The 20,087-nt window shown below is 74.0% G+C and carries 25 protein-coding genes; 9 read left to right on the top strand and 16 right to left on the bottom strand.

Annotation, left to right across the window (positions count from 1 at the left end):
- The first annotated feature begins 91 nt into the window (after positions 1-91).
- A complete protein-coding gene (locus tag C7456_RS11485; protein WP_109723901.1) occupies positions 92-583 on the top strand; it encodes a DnrO protein in 492 nt (163 codons plus the stop codon).
- Between the two features lie 19 nt (positions 584-602).
- Positions 603-908 carry a hypothetical protein gene (locus tag C7456_RS11480; RefSeq protein ID WP_109723900.1) on the top strand — a complete coding sequence of 102 codons (306 nt, stop codon included), beginning with the start codon at positions 603-605 and terminating at the stop codon, positions 906-908.
- 144 nt (positions 909-1,052) lie between these two features.
- Here C7456_RS11480 and C7456_RS11475 read toward each other — a convergent pair whose 3' ends face one another.
- From C7456_RS11475 to C7456_RS11455, 5 genes are read right to left on the bottom strand one after another with little or no spacing between them, the layout of a single operon-like run.
- Positions 1,053-2,525, bottom strand: a complete 1,473-nt coding sequence (locus C7456_RS11475) for a UbiD family decarboxylase (RefSeq protein WP_109723899.1) — start codon at positions 2,523-2,525, stop codon at positions 1,053-1,055.
- Positions 2,522-3,289, bottom strand: coding sequence for a prephenate dehydrogenase/arogenate dehydrogenase family protein (locus C7456_RS11470; RefSeq protein WP_109723898.1), 768 nt, complete (start codon positions 3,287-3,289; stop codon positions 2,522-2,524). Before C7456_RS11470 ends, C7456_RS11475 begins: the two co-directional genes overlap by 4 nt.
- Positions 3,290-3,318: 29 nt before the next feature.
- Entirely contained in the window at positions 3,319-4,434 is a 1,116-nt protein-coding gene (locus C7456_RS11465) for a PLP-dependent cysteine synthase family protein (RefSeq protein ID WP_109724071.1), read from the bottom strand.
- A gap of 28 nt (positions 4,435-4,462) precedes the next feature.
- Positions 4,463-4,867: a SirB2 family protein gene (locus C7456_RS11460; protein WP_109723897.1), complete on the bottom strand. Its 405-nt coding sequence runs from the start codon at positions 4,865-4,867 to the stop codon at positions 4,463-4,465.
- A gap of 52 nt (positions 4,868-4,919) precedes the next feature.
- Positions 4,920-7,190, bottom strand: a complete 2,271-nt coding sequence (locus tag C7456_RS11455; RefSeq protein ID WP_109723896.1) for a nitric-oxide reductase large subunit — start codon at positions 7,188-7,190, stop codon at positions 4,920-4,922.
- Positions 7,191-7,377: 187 nt separating this feature from the next.
- On the opposite strand from C7456_RS11455, the gene C7456_RS11450 reads away from it, so the two are divergent.
- On the top strand, positions 7,378-7,815 hold the full coding sequence (locus tag C7456_RS11450) for a hypothetical protein (RefSeq protein WP_109723895.1): 438 nt from the start codon (positions 7,378-7,380) through the stop codon (positions 7,813-7,815).
- Positions 7,816-7,842: 27 nt separating this feature from the next.
- Positions 7,843-8,343, top strand: coding sequence for a thiol peroxidase (gene tpx, locus C7456_RS11445; protein ID WP_109723894.1), 501 nt, complete (start codon positions 7,843-7,845; stop codon positions 8,341-8,343).
- A gap of 220 nt (positions 8,344-8,563) precedes the next feature.
- Here the strand turns inward: tpx and C7456_RS11440 are convergent, their stop codons facing one another.
- The 9 genes from C7456_RS11440 to ccoN form a co-directional block, all read right to left on the bottom strand.
- Positions 8,564-8,968, bottom strand: coding sequence for a group III truncated hemoglobin (locus tag C7456_RS11440; RefSeq protein ID WP_109723893.1), 405 nt, complete (start codon positions 8,966-8,968; stop codon positions 8,564-8,566).
- 61 nt (positions 8,969-9,029) lie between these two features.
- Positions 9,030-9,485: an azurin gene (azu, locus tag C7456_RS11435; RefSeq protein ID WP_109723892.1), complete on the bottom strand. Its 456-nt coding sequence runs from the start codon at positions 9,483-9,485 to the stop codon at positions 9,030-9,032.
- Positions 9,482-9,697, bottom strand: coding sequence for a cbb3-type cytochrome oxidase assembly protein CcoS (gene ccoS, locus C7456_RS11430; RefSeq protein WP_109723891.1), 216 nt, complete (start codon positions 9,695-9,697; stop codon positions 9,482-9,484). Before ccoS ends, azu begins: the two co-directional genes overlap by 4 nt.
- Positions 9,694-11,928 (bottom strand): heavy metal translocating P-type ATPase, encoded by a 2,235-nt coding sequence (locus tag C7456_RS11425; protein ID WP_109723890.1) that lies wholly within the window; start codon positions 11,926-11,928, stop codon positions 9,694-9,696. Before C7456_RS11425 ends, ccoS begins: the two co-directional genes overlap by 4 nt.
- The gene (locus tag C7456_RS11420) at positions 11,925-12,170 is read right to left on the bottom strand and encodes a hypothetical protein (protein ID WP_109723889.1); all 246 of its coding nucleotides are present in this window, start codon (positions 12,168-12,170) and stop codon (positions 11,925-11,927) included. Before C7456_RS11420 ends, C7456_RS11425 begins: the two co-directional genes overlap by 4 nt.
- Positions 12,154-13,062, bottom strand: coding sequence for a cytochrome-c oxidase, cbb3-type subunit III (ccoP, locus tag C7456_RS11415; RefSeq protein WP_109723888.1), 909 nt, complete (start codon positions 13,060-13,062; stop codon positions 12,154-12,156). The genes C7456_RS11420 and ccoP overlap by 17 nt, the downstream gene beginning before the upstream one ends.
- Complete coding sequence (locus C7456_RS11410; protein WP_109723887.1) at positions 13,059-13,259, bottom strand: cbb3-type cytochrome oxidase subunit 3; 201 nt, start codon at positions 13,257-13,259, stop codon at positions 13,059-13,061. The genes ccoP and C7456_RS11410 overlap by 4 nt, the downstream gene beginning before the upstream one ends.
- Positions 13,256-13,903 carry a cytochrome-c oxidase, cbb3-type subunit II gene (gene ccoO / locus C7456_RS11405; RefSeq protein ID WP_109723886.1) on the bottom strand — a complete coding sequence of 216 codons (648 nt, stop codon included), beginning with the start codon at positions 13,901-13,903 and terminating at the stop codon, positions 13,256-13,258. Before ccoO ends, C7456_RS11410 begins: the two co-directional genes overlap by 4 nt.
- A 10-nt stretch (positions 13,904-13,913) precedes the next feature.
- Positions 13,914-15,380: a cytochrome-c oxidase, cbb3-type subunit I gene (gene ccoN, locus C7456_RS11400; protein WP_109723885.1), complete on the bottom strand. Its 1,467-nt coding sequence runs from the start codon at positions 15,378-15,380 to the stop codon at positions 13,914-13,916.
- Positions 15,381-15,621: 241 nt separating this feature from the next.
- On the opposite strand from ccoN, the gene fdxA reads away from it, so the two are divergent.
- Complete coding sequence (gene fdxA / locus C7456_RS11395) at positions 15,622-15,945, top strand: ferredoxin FdxA (RefSeq protein WP_109723884.1); 324 nt, start codon at positions 15,622-15,624, stop codon at positions 15,943-15,945.
- A 75-nt stretch (positions 15,946-16,020) separates the two neighbouring features.
- Here fdxA and gap read toward each other — a convergent pair whose 3' ends face one another.
- Both gap and C7456_RS11385 read right to left on the bottom strand, forming a co-directional pair.
- A complete protein-coding gene (gene gap / locus C7456_RS11390) occupies positions 16,021-17,019 on the bottom strand; it encodes a type I glyceraldehyde-3-phosphate dehydrogenase (protein ID WP_109723883.1) in 999 nt (332 codons plus the stop codon).
- 98 nt (positions 17,020-17,117) lie between these two features.
- On the bottom strand, positions 17,118-17,438 hold the full coding sequence (locus tag C7456_RS11385; protein WP_211306315.1) for an ArsR/SmtB family transcription factor: 321 nt from the start codon (positions 17,436-17,438) through the stop codon (positions 17,118-17,120).
- A 75-nt stretch (positions 17,439-17,513) separates the two neighbouring features.
- Between C7456_RS11385 and C7456_RS11380 the strand changes: the two genes are divergently transcribed.
- From C7456_RS11380 to C7456_RS11365, 4 genes are read left to right on the top strand one after another with little or no spacing between them, the layout of a single operon-like run.
- The gene (locus C7456_RS11380) at positions 17,514-18,392 is read left to right on the top strand and encodes an MBL fold metallo-hydrolase (protein ID WP_109723881.1); all 879 of its coding nucleotides are present in this window, start codon (positions 17,514-17,516) and stop codon (positions 18,390-18,392) included.
- Positions 18,389-18,802 carry a YeeE/YedE family protein gene (locus C7456_RS11375; RefSeq protein WP_109723880.1) on the top strand — a complete coding sequence of 138 codons (414 nt, stop codon included), beginning with the start codon at positions 18,389-18,391 and terminating at the stop codon, positions 18,800-18,802. The genes C7456_RS11380 and C7456_RS11375 overlap by 4 nt, the downstream gene beginning before the upstream one ends.
- Complete coding sequence (locus C7456_RS11370) at positions 18,799-19,212, top strand: DUF6691 family protein (RefSeq protein WP_109723879.1); 414 nt, start codon at positions 18,799-18,801, stop codon at positions 19,210-19,212. The genes C7456_RS11375 and C7456_RS11370 overlap by 4 nt, the downstream gene beginning before the upstream one ends.
- Before the next feature lie 48 nt (positions 19,213-19,260).
- A complete protein-coding gene (locus C7456_RS11365; RefSeq protein ID WP_109723878.1) occupies positions 19,261-20,076 on the top strand; it encodes a S1/P1 nuclease in 816 nt (271 codons plus the stop codon).
- Positions 20,077-20,087: the final 11 nt, after the last annotated feature.

Raw genomic sequence — 20,087 nt, 5'->3', positions numbered from 1 at the left:
CCGCCGTCGTTGACCTGGATCAGCCGGCGCCGCGGGGGCGCGGACTAGGCTGCGTCCATCCGCGGCGCCCGCGCCGCACGAGGAGTACGCCATGAAGACCGCCACGCTTCCCGTCCTGCTGCTCGGCTTGCTCGCCTTCGGCCCGCTGCAGGCCGCACCGCAGCACGACCACGCCGCGCACGCGGCCTACGACGGCCAGCCGGTCCCGCTGCCGGCGCCGCGCTGGAGCGCCGGCGCGACGCTGCGCGAGGGCATGGGCCGCATCCACGCCGCGCTGGAGGAACTGCGCCACTACGAGATGGGCCACATGGACGCGACCATGGCGCTCGCCCGCGTCGGCCTGATCGAGGCGGCGGTGTCCGACCTGTTCGCGCACTGCCGGCTGGGGCCGGAGCAGGACGCGGTGGTCCACCGCATGCTGGTGCCGCTGCTCGACGACGCGCGCCGGCTCCGGGTCGACCCGCGCGACATGGCAGAGGTGGCGGCGATGCGCCGCGACGTGGCCGACTACCCGCGCTACTTCGACGATCCTGGCTGGTCCGCGGACGCCGCGCCGATGCCGGCGATGGCGCACGGGCACTGAAGGCGCGGGCGGCGCGGCGATGGCCGAGTACGTCCAGGCCTGGCAGTGCATCGGCTGTGGCAGGATCGAGGCGCCGCAGCCGTGCATCGGCGTGTGCCGCGACAGGAAGATCCTGATGGTCGGCAAGGACGAGCACGAACGCGCGCTGGCCGCGGCCGCGGCGCTGCGCGCGCGGCTGGCCACGGCGCAGGCGATGCTGCGGCGCTTCGGCCTGGCGAAGCCGCACCCGGGGCAGTGGGAACGCTCGTGGCTGGCGCTGCAGGCCGAGCTGCGCGAGGCGCTGGCGGTGCTGGACCCGGACGGGGCGGCGTCCGCGCCGCCTTGAGGGGAGCGCAGGGAAGAGCGTCGGTGGCGTCGCTCTCGCGCGGACGGGAAGCCGGGTGGACGCGCGGGCGGCGCAGGATGGGTTCCCGCTCGCGCGGGAATGACGGCCGTCAAGGCGGCGGTTCGAGGCGGCCCCGGTGCGCCGTCAGCGCGCCGCCTGCAACTGCGACCACAGCGCCTCCACGCGCCGCTCCACCGCCGGGTCGGGCTCGATCGGCAGGCCCCAGGCGCGCGCGGTCTCGCCCGGCCACTTGCAGGTGGCGTCCAGGCCCAGCTTGGAGCCGAGGCCGGCGACGGGGCTGGCGAAGTCGAGGTAGTCGATCGGCGTGCGCTCCACCAGCAGCGCGTCGCGCGCGGGATCGACGCGGGTGGCGACCGCCCAGATCACCTGCGGCCAGTCGCGCACGTCGATGTCGGCGTCGGTGACGATCACGAACTTGGTGTAGGTGAACTGGCGCAGGTACGACCACAGGCCCATCATCACGCGCCGCGCGTGGCCGGCGTACTGCTTGCGGATGGCGACCACCGCCACGCGGTAGGAGCACGCCTCCGGCGGCAGGTGGAAGTCCACGATCTCCGGGAACGCCTTCTGCAGGATCGGCACGAATACCTCGTTCAGCGCCATCGCCAGCACCGAGGGCTCGTCGTGCGGCGCGCGGCCCATGTAGCTGCCGTGGTAGACCGCGTCGCGGCGCAGGCGCAGCCGCTCGACGGTGAGCACGGGGAAGCGCTCCTGCGCGTTGTAGTAGCCGGTGTGGTCGCCGAACGGGCCCTCCAGCGCGGCGTCGCCGGGGCGGATGAAGCCTTCCAGCAGGATCTCCGCGCCGGCCGGCGCGTCCAGCCCGGTGAGCGCGCTGCGCCACAGCCGCGTGCGCTGGCCGCGCAGCAGGCCGGCGAACTCGTATTCGGACAGGCTGTCGGGCACCGGCGCCACCGCGGCCAGCATCGTCGCCGGGTCGGCGCCGATCGCCACCAGCACGGGGAAGGGCCGGTCCGGATGCGCCGCCTGCCAGTCGGCGTGGTCCAGCGCGCCGCCGCGGTGCGGCAGCCAGCGCATGATCACGCGGTTGCGGCCGAGCAGCTGCTGGCGGTAGATCGCCACGTTCTGCCGCGCCTGCCGCGTGCCGCGCGTCACCACCAGGCCGAAGGTGATCAGCCGGCCGGCGTCGCGCGGCCAGCAGTGCTGCACGGGCAGGCGCGCCAGGTCGACGTCGCCGCCTTCCACCGTCTCGTGCTCGAAGGCCGCCTCCGCCACGCGGCGCGGCGTCACGTGGGCGAGCTGGGCCAGCTCCGGCCAGGTCGCCAGCGCCTGGCGCAGGCTGGACGGCCAGCGCGGCTCCTTCAGCGCGGCGAGCAGCGCGCCCAGCTCGCGCAGGCTGGCCAGCGGGCGGCCGGCCAGCGCCGCCTCGATGCGCCGGCGGTGGCCGAACAGGTTGCCGAGCAGCGCGTGCGGCGAGCCGAGCGGCCGCTCCATCAGCAGCGCCGGGCCGCCCTCGCGCAGCGCGCGCAGGCTGAGCGCGGTGGATTCCAGGTGCGGGTCGACCGGCGCGCGCACGCGCAGCAGCTGGCGCTCGCGCTCGAGCTGGCCGAGGAAGCCGCGCAGGTCGTGGTGGCTCATGGCGGATCGGCGCCGGGAATGGACAGCGCCGCGCCCTCGTCCGCCTGCAGGCGCTGGTGGATCGCGGCGAGGTGGTCGAGCAGCGAGGCGCGCGCCTCGCCGGCGTAGGGGTTCTCGCGCTGGATCGCGGCGAACAGGTGGCCGGCGTCGCCGCGCACCGCGGCGAGCATGTGGGCCAGGCCGAGGAAGGAGGGCGGCGCCAGCGAGAGGTCCTCGCCCACGCCCATCTCCACCAGCGCCTTGGCGATGAAGAAGGCCAGCGCGTGCGTCTGCGCCATCGCGCGGTCGTGCGCGGCCGGCTCGCGCTCGACCACCTCGCAGCCGAGCGCGGCGAACAGCGCGCGCGTGCGCGCGGCGGCGTCCGGGTGCCGCGCGCTGGGGCACAGCACCACGCGCAGCGGGCGCTCGCCGCGCGCGAGGCTGAGCGGGCCGAACAGCGGGTGCGTGCCGGCGTGCGGGATCGCCGCGCCGAGCACCCCGTCCAGCAGCGCGCACGGGCCCTGCTTGACGCTGCCCACGTCGATCACCGTCTGGCGCGGGTCGAGCAGCGGGCGCAGCCCGCGCAGCGCCTCGGCCATGCGCGGCACCGGCATCGCCAGCACGATCCATTCGGCGCCCGCGAGCGCCGCGGCGGGCGTGGCGGCCGCCAGCGCGGCGGGCACGTCGGCGTGCGGGTCGAACACGCGCAGCGCGTGCCCGGCCCGCTGCAGCAGGTCGGCGAAGGCGCGGCCGAAGCGGCCGTAGCCGAACAGGGCGAAGGACATGGCAGGCTCCATCGAGGGGTGCCGCCACCTTACCCCGCGCCGGCCGGCACCGGCGGGCGGCCGTCGCGCAGGCTGGCGCGCAGCGCCGCGTCCCAGGGCGCCAGGTCGATGCCGCGCGCGGCCAGCCAGGCCGGGTCGAACAGCGTCTGCGCGTAGCGCTCGCCGCGGTCGCACAGCAGGCTGACGATGCTGCCGCGCTCGCCGCGCGCGCGCATGGTGGCGGCCAGCTGCAGGCAGGCGACCAGGTTGGTGCCGGACGAGCCGCCGTAGCGGCGGCCGAGCAGCTCCTCCAGCAGCCAGGCGGCGGCGATCGAGGCGCTGTCGGGCACCTCGACCACGCGGTCCACCACGTCGAACAGGAAGCCCGGCTCGACCTGCGGCCGGCCGATGCCCTCGATCAGCGTGGGCTGGCCGGCCCGCGCGCCGGCGTCGCGGCTGCGCCAGCCGCGCGCGAACGCGCCGCCGGCCGGCTCGGCCACGCACAGCTGGGTGGCCAGGCGGCGGTAGCGCAGGTAGCGGCCGATGGTGGCCGAGGTGCCGCCGGTGCCGGCGCCGCAGACGATCCAGGTCGGCTCGGGCTCGGCCTCCAGCGCCATCTGGCCGACGATCGACTCGGCGATGTTGTTGTTGCCGCGCCAGTCGGTGGCGCGCTCGGCCAGGCCGAACTGGTCCAGGTGGCAGGCGCCGCGCGCGGCGTGCGCGGCGGCGCGCGCGTACACCTGCGCGGGGTCGTCCACCAGCTCGCACTCGCCGCCCAGCGCCTGCACGCCTTGGATCTTGCCCGGCGCGGTGCAGGCCGGCATCACCGCCACGAACGGCAGGCCGAGCAGGCGCGCGAACCACGCCTCGGAGATCGCGGTGCTGCCGGAGGAGGCGTCCACCACGCTCTGGCCGTCGCGCAGGCGGCCGTTGCACAGCGCGTACAGGAACAGCGAGCGCGCCAGCCGGTGCTTGAGGCTGCCGCTGGGGTGCGCCGACTCGTCCTTGAAGTAGAAGCCGATGCCGCGGAAGCCGGGGAACTCCAGCTTGAGCAGGTGCGTGTCGGCCGAGCGCGCGGCCTCCTGTCCCAGCCGGGCCACCGCCAGGTGCACCCAGCGGCGCTCGGCCTCGCGCTGCGGGTTGACCAGACGCAGTGCGCTGTCCATCACGATCTCCATGGGCCGTGTCCCGGGTTCATGCCGGCCAGCCGTGCAGCCAGCCGAGCGGATGGTGCATGTAGGCGATGCCCACGATGTTGACGTAGGCCAACAACGCGGCGGCGTAGCACAGGCGCCGCGCCCGCGGCGTGCGCGCGCGCCCGAGCGCCAGCGTGCCCAGCGCGACGTAGGCGGCCACCAGCGCGAGCTTGGCGGCGAGCCAGCCGTTGGCGAACATCGCGTGCGGCAGCAGGGTCAGCAGCATCAGCGCGGCGGTGAGCAGGGCGGTGTCGACCGCGTGGCCCAGCCAGCGCAGCGGTGCCCACTGCGCGACGCGCCCGTGGCCGAGCTGCACCAGCAGGCCGCGCAGCGCGAACAGCGCGCCGCTGGCCAGCACGCAGGCGACGTGCGCCCACCTGATCTGCGGATAGAACTCGAGCATCGGCGTTCCCGGGAGGAAGGGAGGGCGCCGCGGCGGGCGCCCTCCGCGCGCTTCAGGCGCTGTCGCGCGCCGCCTGCGGCAGCGCCGCCGGCCGCCGCGCCAGCCACAGCGAGGCGACGAAGGCCGAGACCAGCAGCGCGCCCGCCGCGAACAGGCTGTCGCCCGGCACGCGCAGCCACACCAAGAGGTGCACCAGCGGCGTGTCCATCACCTCGGCGGAGCGGGCGTACCAGTAGCCGTGGGTCAGCGCCGCATGCAGCTGCAGCAGGCCCAGCGGCAGCAGGGTGCACAGCGCCATCATCGACAGGCCGATGTTGAGGCACCAGAACGCGCCGCGCAGCCAGCCCTCGCGCCACTCGGCCTGCGGCCTGATCCCGCGCAGGCAGAACAGCATCAGGCCCAGGCCCAGCATGCCGTACACGCCGAACAGCGCGGTGTGCCCGTGCAGCGGGGTGAGGTTGAGGCCCTGCATGTAGTACAGCGCGATCGGCGTGTTGACCAGGAAGCCGAACAGGCCGGCGCCCACCAGGTTCCAGAAGCTCACCGCCACGAAGAACACGATCGGCCAGCGGTAGCGCGCCATCCACGGCGCGGCGCGCCGGCTGCGCCAGGTCTCGCAGGCCTCCAGGCCGATCAGCGCCAGCGGCACCACCTCCAGCGCCGAGAAGCTGGCCCCCAGCGCGATCACCGCGGTGGTGGTGCCGGTGAAATACAGGTGGTGCAGCGTGCCCAGCACGCCGCCGGCCATGAACACGATGGTGGCGAACAGCACGCTGGCGGTGGCGCTGCGCGCGCGCAGCAGGCCCAGGCGCACGAACAGGTAGCTGATCACCGCGGTGGCGAACACCTCGAAGAAGCCCTCCACCCACAGGTGCACCACCCACCAGCGCCAGTACTCGACCATGGCGATGTGGGTGTGCTCGCCCCACATCAGGCCGGCGCCGTACAGCAGGCCGATCGCCACGGTGGAGAGGAACAGCAGGCCCACGATCGAGGAGGTCTCGTCGCGGCGGCGGATCGCCGGCCACAGCGCGCGGCCGACCAGGAACAGCCACAGCATCAGCCCGACGAACAGGAACAGCTGCCAGAAGCGGCCCAGGTCCACGTATTCCCAGCCCTGGTGGCCGAACCAGAAGTTGCGCGACAGGCCCAGCTTGTCCATCACCGCCAGCCACTGGCCGGCGAACGCGCCGACCACGATCACCAGCAGGCACGCCCACAGGAAGTTCACGCCCAGCCGCTGGAACCTCGGCTCCGCGCCGCCGATCGCCGGCGCCATGTACAGGCCGGTGGCCAGCCACGCGGTGGCGATCCACAGCACCGCCAGCTCGGTGTGCCAGGTGCGGGTGAGGCTGTAGGGCAGGTAGTTGGCCAGCGCGAAGCCGTAGGCCTGCTGGCCCTCCACCTGGTAGTGCGCAGTGGTGGCGCCGAGCAGGATCTGCGCGAGGAACAGCGCCAGCACCGTCCAGAAGTACTTGGCGGTGGCCTTCATCGACGGCGTGGGCCTGAGGTCCGCCAGCGGGTCGCGCGCGGGCGGCGCGGCCGGGCCTTCCCTGTGGCTCTGCACGGCGTGGTGCCAGGCGAGCAGGCCGATGCCGCAGATCAGGAACAGCACGCTGAACACCGACCACATGAAGCTGGTGGCGGTGGGCGTGTTGCCGACCAGCGGGTCGTAGGGCCAGTTCTGCGTGTAGCTCATGCTCTCGCCGGGGCGCTGCGCGGCGGCGGCCCAGGCGGTCCACCAGAAGAAGGCGGTCACCGCGCGGCGGTGCTCCGTCTCGCCCACGGTGTCGTCGCGCATCGCGTAGGCCTTGCGCAGCTTCGCGGTGGCCGGGTCGCTGGAGAACAGGCTCTCGTAGTGCGCCGCCACCGCCGCCATCGCCTGCGCGCGCAGCGGCGACACGGCGATGGTGTCGCTGGCCGGGTCGTAGGTGTTGGTGCGCAGCTCCGGCAGGATGCGCGCCTTCAGCGCGGCCTGGTGCTCGGCGTCCAGCGCGTCGAAGGAGGCCGCGCCGTCGTCGCGCGCCAGCAGCTCCAGCATCGCGCCGGCCTCGCGGTGCAGCCAGTCGGCGCTCCAGTCCGGCGCCACCAGCGCGCCGTGGCCCCAGATCGAGCCGAGCTGCTGGCCGCCGATGCTCTGCCAGACCTCGCGGCCCAGCTCCATGTCGGCGCGGGTGTACAGCGTGCGGCCGTCGGTGGTGACGACCGCGGCCGGCAGCGGCGGCGCCTGCTGGTGCACCTTCTCGCCGACCCACAGCAGGGCGGCGAAGGAGGCCAGCAGCAGCGCCGCCAGTCCCAGCCAGAGTTTTCGGGTGGTGCTCATGGTGCGCGTCTCCCTGGGGAATGCGCGCATGTTCGGGGCCGTCCGGCGGCGCGGCCTTGATGCAGGTCAGGCGGGAACGCGGGCGCGCGGCGCGGGTCGCGGCGGCGGAGGGCGCATTGATGCAGGTCATGGCCCGCGCGGGGCCGCGGCGGGAAGCTGCGCGGCGTCGTGTGACGAGGCTTCGCCCATGTCGGCCTGGTATCCGTGGATCGTGCTGCTGCACCTGTCCTGCGCCATCGTGTTCGTCGGCGCGGCGGCGTTCGAGGTGCTGGTGCTGGAATCGCTGCACCGCCACTTCGACGCCGCCGCGATGCGGCGCATCGAGGACGCGGTGATGGCGCGGGTGCGCCGCTTCATGCCGGCGGTGGTGCTGCTGCTGTTCCTCAGCGGCGGGCTGCTGTTCCGCCTGCGCTGCGGCGGCCTGGCCTGCCTGGGCACGCGCTTCGGCCAGCTGCTGCTGCTCAAGGTGCTGCTGGCCTTCGGCGTGCTGGGGGTGTTCCTCAGTGCGATGCGGGCGATGCGCCGCGGGCGCATGAACCTGTGCCGCTTCCGCCACACCCACCGCGTGGTGCTGGCGCTGATGGCGGGCATCGTGTTCCTGGCCAAGACCATGTTCTACTTGTAGGTCTTTCCACCCGCAGAGGTATTTCCCATGTCGCAGATCACTTTCAAGGGCCAGCCGGTGCAGGTCGACGGCCGCTTCCCGGCCGCCGGCGAGCAGGCGCCCGCGTTCACCCTGGTCGGCAGGGACCTGGCCGACGTGCCGCTGTCCGCCTTCGCGGGCAAGCGCAAGGTGCTCAACATCTTCCCCAGCATCGACACCGGCGTGTGCGCCGCCTCGGTGCGCCGCTTCAACGAGCTGGCGGCGAAGCTGGAGGACGCCGTGGTGCTGTGCATCTCGGCCGACCTGCCGTTCGCGCAGGCGCGCTTCTGCGGCGCCGAGGGGCTGGACCGCGTGGTCACGCTGTCGACCATGCGCGGCGCGCACTTCCTGCGCGACTACGGCGTGGCGATCGCCAGCGGCCCGCTGGCCGGCCTGGCCGCGCGCGCGGTGGTGGTGCTGGACGGCCACGACAAGGTGCTGCACGCCGAGCTGGTGGGCGAGATCGCGCACGAGCCGGACTACGACGCGGCGCTGAAGGCGCTGGGCTGAGCGCCGCCCTTTTTCCTCACCCGCCGGAGGAACTTCGCTCCCGCTCCCGCTCCCCTCCGGGGAGAGGGCCGGGGTGAGGGGCCACCCTTGCGGCACGACCCGCTGCCGCCATCGATGAGCGTCACCGCAAGCCTTGCCCCCTCACCTCATTCCTCTCCCCGGAGGGGAGAGGAGGCGCACGGCCGGACCTCATGGCCAGCCCCGAGGCGTACCGGATGCTTCAGAACCCGGTGCGTATCGCCCCGGGCACGGGCATCCCGGACCGCTCCGACAGCCCCAGCCCCATGCGCAGGCTGCGGCCGATGCGCTCGGCGTACTCGATCATCTGCGCCGCCGGCGCCTCGTCCAGCAGCTCGCGGCAGGTCGCGCGCCACAGCCCCAGCCAGTGCTCGAAGTGGCCGGCGTCGATCGGCAGCGAGCGGTGCGCGGCCATCGGGTTGCCGCGGTAGCTGTTGGCGCGCAGCGCCACCGAGCACCAGAACGAGACGAGCAGGCGCTTGTGCGCGGGCCAGTCGTGCACCACCGGGTCGAACACCGGGCCGAGCACGGGATCGGCCTGCACCTGGTCGTAGAAGCGGTCGACCAGGCGGGCGATGGCGGATTCGTCGAGCGAGGGAATGCGCATGGGGGATCGCAAGGGGCGGCGGCGGACCGGGCGCGCCGCGGCGCGCCCGGCGCGGGAGCGCTCACTGGCCCAGCGTGAGCGTGCCCTTCATCAGCGCCGCGTGGCCGGGGAAGGAGCAGAAGAACGCATAGCTCTCGCCGGCCTTGAGCTTGCCCGCCGGCACCGTGGCGGTGTCGCTCTCGCCGCCGCCGATGATCCTGGTGTGCGCGATCACCCGCGCGTCGCCGGGCTTGAGGTAGTCGGCGTCGAGGCCGGCCTTGGCGCCGTCGGCGATCACCGCCTGCTCGTCGGCGGCGGCGGTGAGCACCCAGTTGTGGCCCATCGCGTTCTTCGGCAGCTTGCCGGTGTGCTTCAGGGTGACGCTGAACTGCTTGCAGGTCCTGGGCACCGCGATGGCCTTGGTGTTGAACTGCATCGCGTCGTTGGCTTCCACGGTGGCGGAGCAGGCGGCGCTGGCGGCCCAGGCCGGCGCGGCGGCGAGGGCGAGCAGGGCGAGGGCGAAGCATTGGCGTTTCATGGTCGATCCACTCCAGGCGGGGACGGGGAAGGAGGTGCCGAGTCTGCCGCGGCCGGCGCGGCGGGGTCTTGATCCGGATCATCCAGCAGCGGCAGCACGGCCGGGCTGTCCAGGTCGTCGAACTGCTGGTGGTTCACCGCCCAGAAGAACAGCGCCACCGCCACCAGCACCACCAGCAGGGTGACCGGAATCAGCGCCAGCAGGATGTTCATGCGCGTCGCCCCCGCCGCGGCGCGGCCGGCCCGCGGCCCACGCGCAGCGCGTTGAGCACCACCAGCAGCGAGCTCAGCGACATGCCGATGCCGGCCAGCCACGGCGGCACCAGGCCGAACGCGGCGAACGGCACCGCGCACAGGTTGTAGGCCAGCGCCCAGCGCCGCCCCTGCGCGGCGATCCGCCGCGCCTGCCGCGCGACCGCGCGCGCGTGCGCGAGGCCGTCCAGGCGGCCGTCCATCAGCAGCACGTCCGCGTGCGCCTGCGCCAGGTCGGTGCCGGAGGCGAGCGCGGCGGCGACGTCGGCGCCGGCCAGCACCGGCGCGTCGTTGCTGCCGTCGCCCACCGCCAGCGTGGTGCGGCCGGCGGCGCGCGCCGCCTGCAGCAGCGCCAGCTTGTCGGCGGGCGCCTGCCGCGCGTGCCATTCGCCGGTGCCCACGCGGCGCGCCAGCGCGGCGACGCGGGCCGGATCGTCGCCGCTGGCGATCACCGGCACGATGCCGTCGTCGCGCCAGGCCGCCAGCAGCTCGGCGGTGCCCTCGCGCAGCGGTTCCTCGAAGCGGAACAGCGCCAGCGCGCCCTCGGCGTCGGCCAGCACCAGCGCGCCTTCCATCGCCGGCGTCGGCGCCTGCCCGGCGGGTGCCAGCGCGAAGCGGGCCTGGCCCAGCCGCAGCGGCCGGCCCTCCACCTCGCCGGCGATGCCGGCGCCGGCGGCGACCTGCACCGCTGTCGCGCGCGGCACGAAGCCCAGCCGGCCCGCCGCGGCGGCCAGCGCGCGTGCCAGCGGGTGCGCGCTCTCCTGCGCCAGCGCGCCGGCCAGGCGCAGCGCCTGCGCCGGGCTGCAGCCGCGCAGCGCGACCGTGCCGGTGGCCTGCAGCTGCGGCACGGTGAGCGTGCCGGTCTTGTCGAACAGGGCGTAGTCGGCCCGCGCCAGCGCGTCCAGCGCGTGCTCGTCGGCGAGCAGCACGCCGCGCTGCGCCAGCGCGCCGAAGGCGCGCGCCTGCACTGCCGGGCGGGTCAGCGCGAAGGCGCAGGGGCAGGCCACCACCAGCACCGCCAGCGAGGCCTCGAAGGCGCGCGCCGGGTCGACCAGCAGCCAGCCCGCGGCGGTGAGCGCGACCAGCAGCAGCACGCGCGCGACGAAGCGGCCGATCTCGCGTCCCTCGGCGGGCGTGGGCGTCGGCCGCGCCTGGCGCGCGCGTTGCGCCAGCGCGCCCAGCCGCGCCGCGGTGCCGTCCCGGCCGGCCTGCTCCACGCGCAGCTCGGCCGGGCCGGACAGCAGCACGCTGCCGGCGACCAGCCGCTCGCCGCGGCGGCGCGTCAGCGGGCGCGACTCGCCGGACAGCAGCGCCTCGTCCACCTGCACGGCCGCGCTCTCCAGCACGCCGTCGGCGGGCACGGTGGCGCCCTCGGCCACGTGCACCGCGTCGCCCGGCAGCAGCGCGAGCGCCGGTACCGTCTCCAGCGCACCGTCCGCGCCGCGGCGCTCGGCCAGCAGCGGCGCGGCGTCGGTGGCCGCCTCGCCCAGCGCGCCGCTGCGCAGGCGCGCCTGCAGCGCCACGTGGCGCGCGGCCAGCAGCAGGAACACGAACATCGCCACCGAGTCGAAGTAGATCTCGCCGCGGCCCTGCACGGTGTGCAGCGCGCTGGCCAGGAACACCAGCGCCACCGCCAGCGCCACCGGCAGGTCGATGCCCAGGCGGCGCGCGCGCAGCTCGCGCAGCGCGCCGGCGAAGAACGGCCGCGCCGAGTAGAACACCACCGGGATCGTGGTGAGCATGCCCAGCCAGCGGAACAGCCCGCGCGTGCTCACGTCCACCCAGTCCACCGCGCCGATGTACAGCACGAAGGCGTAGGTCATCACCTGCATCGCGCACATGCCGGCCACCAGCAGGCGCTTGAGCAGGTCGTGCGCGGCCTCGCGCGGGGCGTCGTCGGCGCAGCCGCGGTGCAGCGGCTGCGCGCTGCCGGCCGCGCCCGCGGCGGCGGCGAGCAGCTGCGGCAGGGCGGCGCGGCGCGGGTCCCACACCACGCGCACGCGGCGGGCGGCGCGATCGATCGCCACCCGCTGCACGCCGGGCAGCGCGTGCAGCGCCTGCTCCAGGCGCAGCACGCGACGCGGGTCGTCCAGCGGCGCCACGCGCAGCGTCACCTCGGCGCGGCCGTCGCGGCGCGGGCGCAGCACCTGCGCGGCGAGCTGCGGATGGGCCCAGGCGGCGTGCGCGATCATCGCCGCGGCTCCGGCCGCGCGGCCGGCGGCGCGGGGCGCGCCGGCGCACGCGCCGGCACGCCGAGCACGGCGTGCGGGGTGGCGGTGTCCACCGGCGCGTCGGCGTGGCGCGCGCCGAGCACGATCAGCCACACGCAGCCGGCCAGCGAGGCGGCGAAGATCGCCGCGCCCAGCCACAGCACCGGCTGGCGGTACCAGGCCGCCGCGGCGGCGGCCGGCGCGGGCTCACTGCGGCGTGGCATCGCCGCGGTGGCCGAGGTGGTAGACGTAGGCGGCCAGCACGCGCACCTGGTCGTCGGTGAGGCGCGGGCTCCACGCCGGCATGTGGCCCTGGCGGCCGCCGCGGATGGTGGCCTCGATGTCGGCCACGCTGCCGCCGTGCAGCCACACGCGGTCGGTGAGGTTGGGCGCGCCCAATGCGGGGTTGCCCTTGCCGTCGGGGCCGTGGCAGGCCGCGCAGGTGGCGAACAGCGGCTTGGCCGCCGCGGCCCTGGCCGCGTCGTGCGGCGCGCCGGAGAGGCCGAGCACGTACTGCGCGAGGTTCTTCACGTTGTCCTCGCCCAGGCTCGCCCATGGCGGCATCACGCCGCTGCGGCCGTCGTGGATCGAGGCGTAGATGGCCTGGCCGTCGCCGCCGTACAGCCAGTCGCGGTCGGTGAGGTCGGGCGCGCCGAGCCTGGCGTTGCCCTTGGCCTCGCGGCCGTGGCAGGCCGCGCAGTTGTCCTCGAACAGGCGCCAGCCCAACTGCTCGGCGGCCGGGTCGCCGGCGAGCTGCTCGATCGGGTACTTGGCGAAGCGCTGCATCAGCTCGTCGAGCTTGGCCGCGTTGGCCTCCTGGTCGCGCGCCAGCTCGGCGTGCGAGGTCCAGTGCAGCAGGCCGGGCCAGCGGCCGAAGCCGGGGAACAGCGCCAGGTAGCCGAAGCCGACCGCGAACATCAGCCCGGACAGCAGGAGCCACCAGCGCGGCAGCCGGCGCACGCCTTCGCGCAGCACGCCGTGCGCCCACACGTGGCCGCTGGTGCCGTCGGGCTGCACCGGCACCTTGGCGCGCGGCGCCCACAGGAACAGGAAGAACGTGATGCCGAGGTTGAGCACCACCAGGAACATCACCCACAACGACCATCCCCAGCTCATGGGCGACCATCCTCCGTCCGCGTGCGCGCCGTCGCGGCGCCGTCGCCGGCTGCCCCGGCGTCCTCCATCGGCAGTTGCGCCAGGCGCTCGAACACGCGCCGGTGGCGCGGGCGCCAGGCCCAGACCCAGATGCCGACGAACACCAGCATCAGCACGGTGGTGATCACCCCCGCGGCGTGGCCCCAGGCCGGGTTCATGGCGCACCCGCCTGGCCGGCGCCGGCCATCGACTCCGGTTCGTTCTTCACGCCCAGGCCCTGCAGGTAGGCGATCAGCGCGTCCATCTCGGTCCTGCCCTCCAGCGCCGCCGGCGCGGCGGCGATCTGCGCGTCGGTGTACGGGTCGCCCAGCCTGCGCAGCGTGCGCATGCGCGCCTGGATGTCGGCGGCGTCGATGGCGTTCTTCGCCAGCCACGGGTAGTCGGGCATGTTCGACTGCGGCACCACCTGGCGCGGGTTCGTCAGGTGCAGCCGGTGCCACTCGTCGGAGTACTTGCCGCCCACGCGGGCCAGGTCCGGCCCGGTGCGCTTGGAGCCCCACTGGAACGGCCGGTCGTACACCGACTCCTCGGCCACCGAGTAGTGGCCGTAGCGCTCGGTCTCGGCGCGCAGCGCGCGGATCATCTGCGAGTGGCACAGGTAGCAGCCCTCGCGCACGTAGACGTCGCGGCCGGCCAGGCGCAGCGGGTCGTACGGCTCCACCCCCGGCGGCGCCTTCACCGCGTGCGCCTCCATGAACAGCGGGGTGATCTCGGCGAGGCCGCCGATCGACACCATGATCGCGGTGAGGATGCCGAGCAGGCCGGCGTGCTTCTCGATCGCTTCGAAATGCTTGTAGGCCATGGCGCGCTCCTCAACCCACCGCCGGCAGCGGGGCCGGCACCTGGTGCGGCTCCGGCTCGGGGATCGGCACCGGGATCGGCTTGATCAGCCGTGCGCGCGCGTCGGCGGCGGTGTGCCACAGGTTCCACGCCATCACCACCATGCCCGACAGCACCAGCACGCCGCCCAGCCAGCGGACCAGGTACATCGGCTTGATCGCCACCAGGCTGTCGAGGAAGGAGTAGGTCAGCGAGCCGTCGGCGTTGGTGGCGCGCCACATCACGCCCTCGGTGACGCCGGCGGTCCACATCGAGCCGACGTAGAACAGCAGGCCGGTGATGTGCAGCCAGAAGTGCAGCTCCATCGCCCCGCGCGAGTGCATCGCCGGCTTGCCCAGCGCGCGCGGCGCCATCGCGTACAGCGAGCCGATGGTGATCATCGCCACCCAGCCGATCGCGCCGGAGTGCACGTGGGCGATGGTCCAGTCGGTGTAGTGCGACAGCGAGTTCACCGTCTTGATCGCCATCATCGAGCCCTCGAAGGTGGCGGCGGCGTAGAACACCAGCGACAGCACCATGAACTTGGCGGCCGGGTCGGTCTTGAGCCGGCCCCACGAGCCGTTGAAGGTGAGCAGGCCGTTGGCGGCCGAGCCCCAGCTCGGCATCAGCAGGATCAGCGAGAAGGCCATGCCCACCGACTGCACCCAGTCCGGCAGCGCGGTGTACAGCAGGTGGTGCGAGCCGGCCCACATGTACACCGAGATCAGCGCCCAGAAGTTCACGATGGAGAAGCGGTAGCTCCACAGCGGCTGCTGCGCCTGGCGCGGCACGAAGTAGTACATCATCCCGAGGAAGCCGGCGGTGAGGAAGAACGCCACCGCGTTGTGGCCGTACCACCACTGCACCATCGCGTCGACCACCCCCGAGTACACCGGGTAGGACTTCCACAGCGACACCGGCAGCGCGATGTTGTTGACGATGTGCAGCAGGCCCACCGCGATGATGAAGGCGCCGTAGTACCAGTTCGCCACGTAGATGTGGCGGATGCGCCGGCGCGCCAGGGTGGCGAAGAACACCACGCCGAAGGACACCCACACCACCGCGATCAGCAGGTCGATGAACCACTCCGGCTCGGCGTACTCCTTGCTCTGCGTGATGCCCAGCGGCATGGTCACCATCGACAGCAGGCACACCAGCTGCCAGCCCCAGAAGGTGAAGCCGGCCAGCCGGCCCAGCGCGAGCCGGGTGTGGCCGGTGCGCTGCACCACGTAGTAGCAGGTGCCCATCAGCGCCGAGCCGCCGAAGGCGAAGATCACGCCGAAGGTGTGGTCCGGGCGCAGCCGGCTGAAGGTCAGCCAGGGCTGGTCGAAGTTGAGCGCGGGCCACAGCAGCTGGGCGGCGATCAGCACGCCGACGCCCATGCCGACGATGCCCCAGACCGCCGCGGCGAGCAGGAACTGCCGCACGACCTTGTCGTTGTAGTACTCCGTGTTAGGCATGCCTTTCCCCGTGGGTTGACCGCACCATTGTCCGGGTTCGCGCCGCGACCCCCTTGACTTGGATCAAATCGCTGCGGCAATCCGCCACGGGAGCTCTGTGGTGCGTTGTCGCAGGCCTGCCCTGCCGCGCAAGCATCGCGCCGGTGGGGAACGCCGGCAAGGTCGGGCCTGACCTGGATCAGCCGGCCGCCGCGCCGCCCGCGGCACACTGCCCGCGGAAGCCGTCGGCGCGGAGGCGCGCATGACCCACGTCGTCACCGAGAACTGCATCGAGTGCAAGCACACCGACTGCGTGGAGGTGTGCCCGGTCGACTGCTTCCACGAGGGGCCGAACTTTCTGGTCATCGACCCGGAGTCGTGCATCGACTGCACCTTGTGCGTGGAGGAATGCCCGGTGGGCGCGATCTATCCCGAGCTGGACCTGCCGGTGGGGCAGGAGGGTTTCCTGGCCATCAACGCGGAATTGGCGCGCGAGTGGCCGGTGCTGGCGGCGAAGAAGCCGGCGCTGGAGGACGCGGCGCGCTGGGACGGCGTGCCCGGCAAGCTGGCGCGGCTGCGGCGCTGAGCGATGGCCCTGCCCGCACGGCCACAAAAAAAGCCGGGCGGGCGCCCGGCCTTTTCCTTCCCGCGCGACGGCAGCCTACTTCGCCACCACCCGCACCATCTCCAGGCACTTGTTCGAGTAGCCCCACTCGTTGTCGTACCAGGCGACCAGCTTGACGAAGGTGGGATCGAGCGCGATGCCGGCGTCGGCGTCGAAGATCGAGGTGCGCGCGTCGCCGCGGAAGTCGGTGGCCACCACCTTGTCCTCGGTGTAGCCCAGGATGCCCTTCAGCGCGCCCTCGCTCTGCGCCTTCATCTCGGCGCAGATCTCGGCGTAGGTGGCCGGCTTCTCCAGCTCCGCGGTGAGGTCCACCACCGACACGTCGCTGGTCGGCACGCGGAAGCTCATGCCGGTGAGCTTCTTGTTGAGCTCGGGAATCACCACGCCCACCGCCTTCGCGGCGCCGGTGGAGGAGGGGATGATGTTCTCCAGGATGCCGCGGCCGCCGCGCCAGTCCTTGTTGCTCGGGCCGTCCACCGTCTTCTGCGTCGCGGTGGCCGCGTGCACGGTGGTCATCAGGCCGCGCTTGATGCGCCACTTGTCGTGGATCACCTTGGCCAGCGGCGCCAGGCAGTTGGTGGTGCACGAGGCGTTGGAGACGATCGCCTCGCCCTTGTAGGTCCTGTCGTTCACGCCGAACACGAACATCGGCGTGTCGTCCTTGGACGGCGCCGACATGATCACCTTCTTCGCGCCCGCGTCCAGGTGCTTCTGGCAGGTCTCCTTGGTGAGGAACAGGCCGGTGGACTCGATCACCACCTCGGCGCCCGCCTCGTCCCACTTCAGGTTGGCCGGGTCGCGCTCCTGGGTCAGCCGGATGCGCTTGCCGTTGACCACCAGATGGCCGCCCTCGGCGTGCGCCTCGCCCTTGAAGCGGCCGTGCACCGAGTCGTAGCGCAGCATGTAGGCCAGGTAGTCCGGCTCCAGCAGGTCGTTGATCGCCACGATCTCGATGTCGCCGAAGTTCTGCACTGCGGCGCGCAGCACGTTGCGGCCGATGCGGCCGAAGCCGTTGATGCCGACCTTGATGGTCATGGGACAGCGTCCTCCGAAGCGGTGGGGAAAGCGGCCGCGGCGCGGCCGGCGGACCTGGGATTTTACAGGCAAACCCGCGGCGCCGCAGGAGCCGCCGCTCAGCGCCGGCGGTGCGGCGCGCAGTAGATGCCGTGCAGCGTGCCCATCAGCGCGCGCACCGGGCCGTCGGCCAGCCGGTAGTGGATCGCCTGCGCCTCGCGCCGGGTGGCGACCAGGCCGTGCGCGCGCAGCCGCGCCAGATGCTGCGACAGCGCGGACTGGCCCAGCCCCACGCGCTCCTGCAGCGCGCCCACCGGCAGCTCGCCCTCGGCCAGGTGGCACAGGATCAGCAGGCGCTGCTCGTTGGCCAGCGCCTTCAGCAGCGCGGCCGCCTCGCCGGCGTGGGCGCGCATGCGGGCGGGATCGGTCGGGTTCCTCATGCGGACATTATGCCGCAGCTTGCTAAATTAGCAATTTCTAATATAGTGGGGCCGGTCTTCCAGTGGTGAACCGCCATGCCTGCCGAAGTCGCCTCCTTCTTCCACGCGCCCACCGCGACCTGGACCCACGTGGCCGGCGATCCCTCCAGCGGCGCGGCGGCGGTGATCGACCCGGTGCTGGACTTCGACCCGGCCAGCGGGCGGCTCGGCACCGCGGCGGCGCGGCAGGTGCTCGACCACCTGCTGGCGCGGCGGCTGGACCTGCAGTGGATCCTGGAGACGCACGCCCACGCCGACCACCTCACCGCCGCCGCCTGGCTGCGCGAGCAGACCGGCGCGCCGGTGGCGATCGGCCGCGGCATCGTGCAGGTGCAGGCCACCTTCAAGCGCCTGCTCGGGCTGGGCGAGGAATTCCGCGCCGACGGCTCGCCGTTCGACCGCCTGCTCGACGACGGCGAGCGGCTGCCGCTGGGCGCGCTCGAGGTGCAGGCGATGGCCACGCCTGGACACACGCCGGACGGCATGAGCTACCGCGTGGGCGACGCGGTGTTCGTCGGCGACACGCTGTTCGCGCCGGCGGTCGGCAGCGCGCGCTGCGATTTCCCCGGCGGCGACGCCGCCACGCTGTACGCCTCGGTGCGGCGGCTGTACGCGCTGCCGCCGGAGACGCGCGTGTTCCTCTGCCACGACTACCCGCCGGCCGGCGCCGAGCCGCGCGCGGAGGTGCCGCTGGCCGAGGAGATGCGGGCGAACATCCACCTGGCCGCGGACGTGGACGAGGCCGGCTTCGTCGCCATGCGCGAGCGGCGCGACGCCACGCTCGCCGCGCCGCGGCTGCTGTGGCCGGCGCTGCAGGTGAACATCCGCGCCGGCCGGTTGCCGCCGCCCGACGCCGAGGGCCGGCGCTTCCTCAGGCTGCCGCTGGACGCCACCGCGCTGGGGCCGGTCGCATGAGCCAGTTCACGCCGTGGAGCGCGCTCGCCGGCGGGGTGCTGATCGGCGCGGCCGCGCTGTGGCTGCTGGCGGCGCTGGGGCGCATCGCCGGCGTCAGCGGCATCGTTGCCGGCCTGCTGCCGCCGCGCGCCGGCGACCGGGCGTGGCGGCTGGCCTTCGCGCTCGGCCTGCCGCTCGGCGCGGCGCTGTGGCGCTTGCACGGGCCGCTCGACGTGGCCAGCCGGGCGCCGGCCTGGCGGCTCGCGCTGGCCGGCCTGCTGGTGGGCTTCGGCACCCGGCTGGGCGGCGGCTGCACCAGCGGGCACGGCGTGTGCGGCGTGGCGCGGCTGTCGCCGCGCTCGCTGGCGGCGGTGGCGGTGTTCATGGCGACCGCCATGCTCACCGCGGCGCTGCTGCGGCACGGGCCGTGAGCCGCGCGCTGGCGGCGCTGCTGGCCGGCGCGACGTTCGGGCTCGGCCTGGCGGTGTCGGGCATGGCCGATCCGCGCAAGGTGCTCGGCTTCCTCGACGTGGCGGGCGACTGGGACCCGAGCCTGCTGCTGGTGATGGCGGGCGCGGTCGGCGTCTACGCGCTCGGCTGGCGGCGGCTGGCGCGGCGGCCACGGCCCTGGCTGGAGGCGGAGTTCCGGCTGCCCGCGGCGCGCTCCATCGACGCGCGGCTGCTGGGCGGCGCGGCGCTGTTCGGCATCGGCTGGGGCCTGGCCGGCTACTGCCCGGGACCGGCGCTGGCGGGCGTCGGCCTGGGCAACGCGGACCTGCGCTGGCTGCTGCCGGCGCTGCTGCTCGGCGGGTGGCTGGCCGGGCGCGTGCCGGCGCGCTGAGCGGCGCGTGTGGCAGACTGCGCGGCCCCACACGCACCGGACCCCGCCATGCTCCCGCTCCGCCGCCTGCTGACCGCCGTGCTCGCCGGACTCGCCCTCGCGCCCGCCGCCCAGGCCTGGGGCCCGCTCGGCCACAGCATCGTCGCCGAGCTGGCGCAGCGGCACCTGAGCCCGGCCGCCGAGGCCGAGGTGGAGCGGCTGCTCGCGCCCGAGCACACCACGCGCCTGGCCGACGTCGCCAGCTGGCCCGACCAGATCCAGGACGATCCGGCGCTGGCGGCGCTGTGGAAGCAGACCCGCGCGCTGCACTACATCGACTTCGTGCACGGCGACTGCGACTACGTGCCGCCGCGCGACTGCAAGGGCGACAAGTGCGTGGTGGCCGGCATCGAGCACTACGTGCGGATCCTCGCCGACCGCGGTCAGCCCGACGCCGCGCGCCGCGAGGCGCTGAAGTTCGTGGTGCACTTCGTCGGCGACGTGCACCAGCCGCTGCACGCCGGCTCGCGCGACGACAAGGGCGGCAACACCTACCAGGTGCAGTTCCAGGGCAAGGGCAGCAACCTGCACCGGGTGTGGGATTCCGGCCTGCTCTCCACCCGCGGCCTGGACTGGCGCGCCTACGCCGCCGAGCTGGACGCGCGCGGCCCGGTGCCGCTGCCGCCGCCGATCGCGCCGCTGGACGACCCCTATGCGCAGTGGGCCGAGGAGTCCTGCCGCATCACCGCGGCGCCGGGCTTCTATCCCGACGGCCACGTGATCGGCCAGGCCTACGTCGACGCCGAGCTGCCCACCGCCGAGCTGCGCCTGCGCGAGGCGGGGCGGCGGCTGGCCGAGGTGCTCAACCTCGCGCTCGCGCGCTGAGCGATCAGTCA

This window comes from Fulvimonas soli, assembly GCF_003148905.1.
GTDB lineage: Bacteria > Pseudomonadota > Gammaproteobacteria > Xanthomonadales > Rhodanobacteraceae > Fulvimonas > Fulvimonas soli.
Note: the sequence above shows the minus strand (reverse complement) of the source record. Positions and strands in the feature narration are given on the sequence as shown.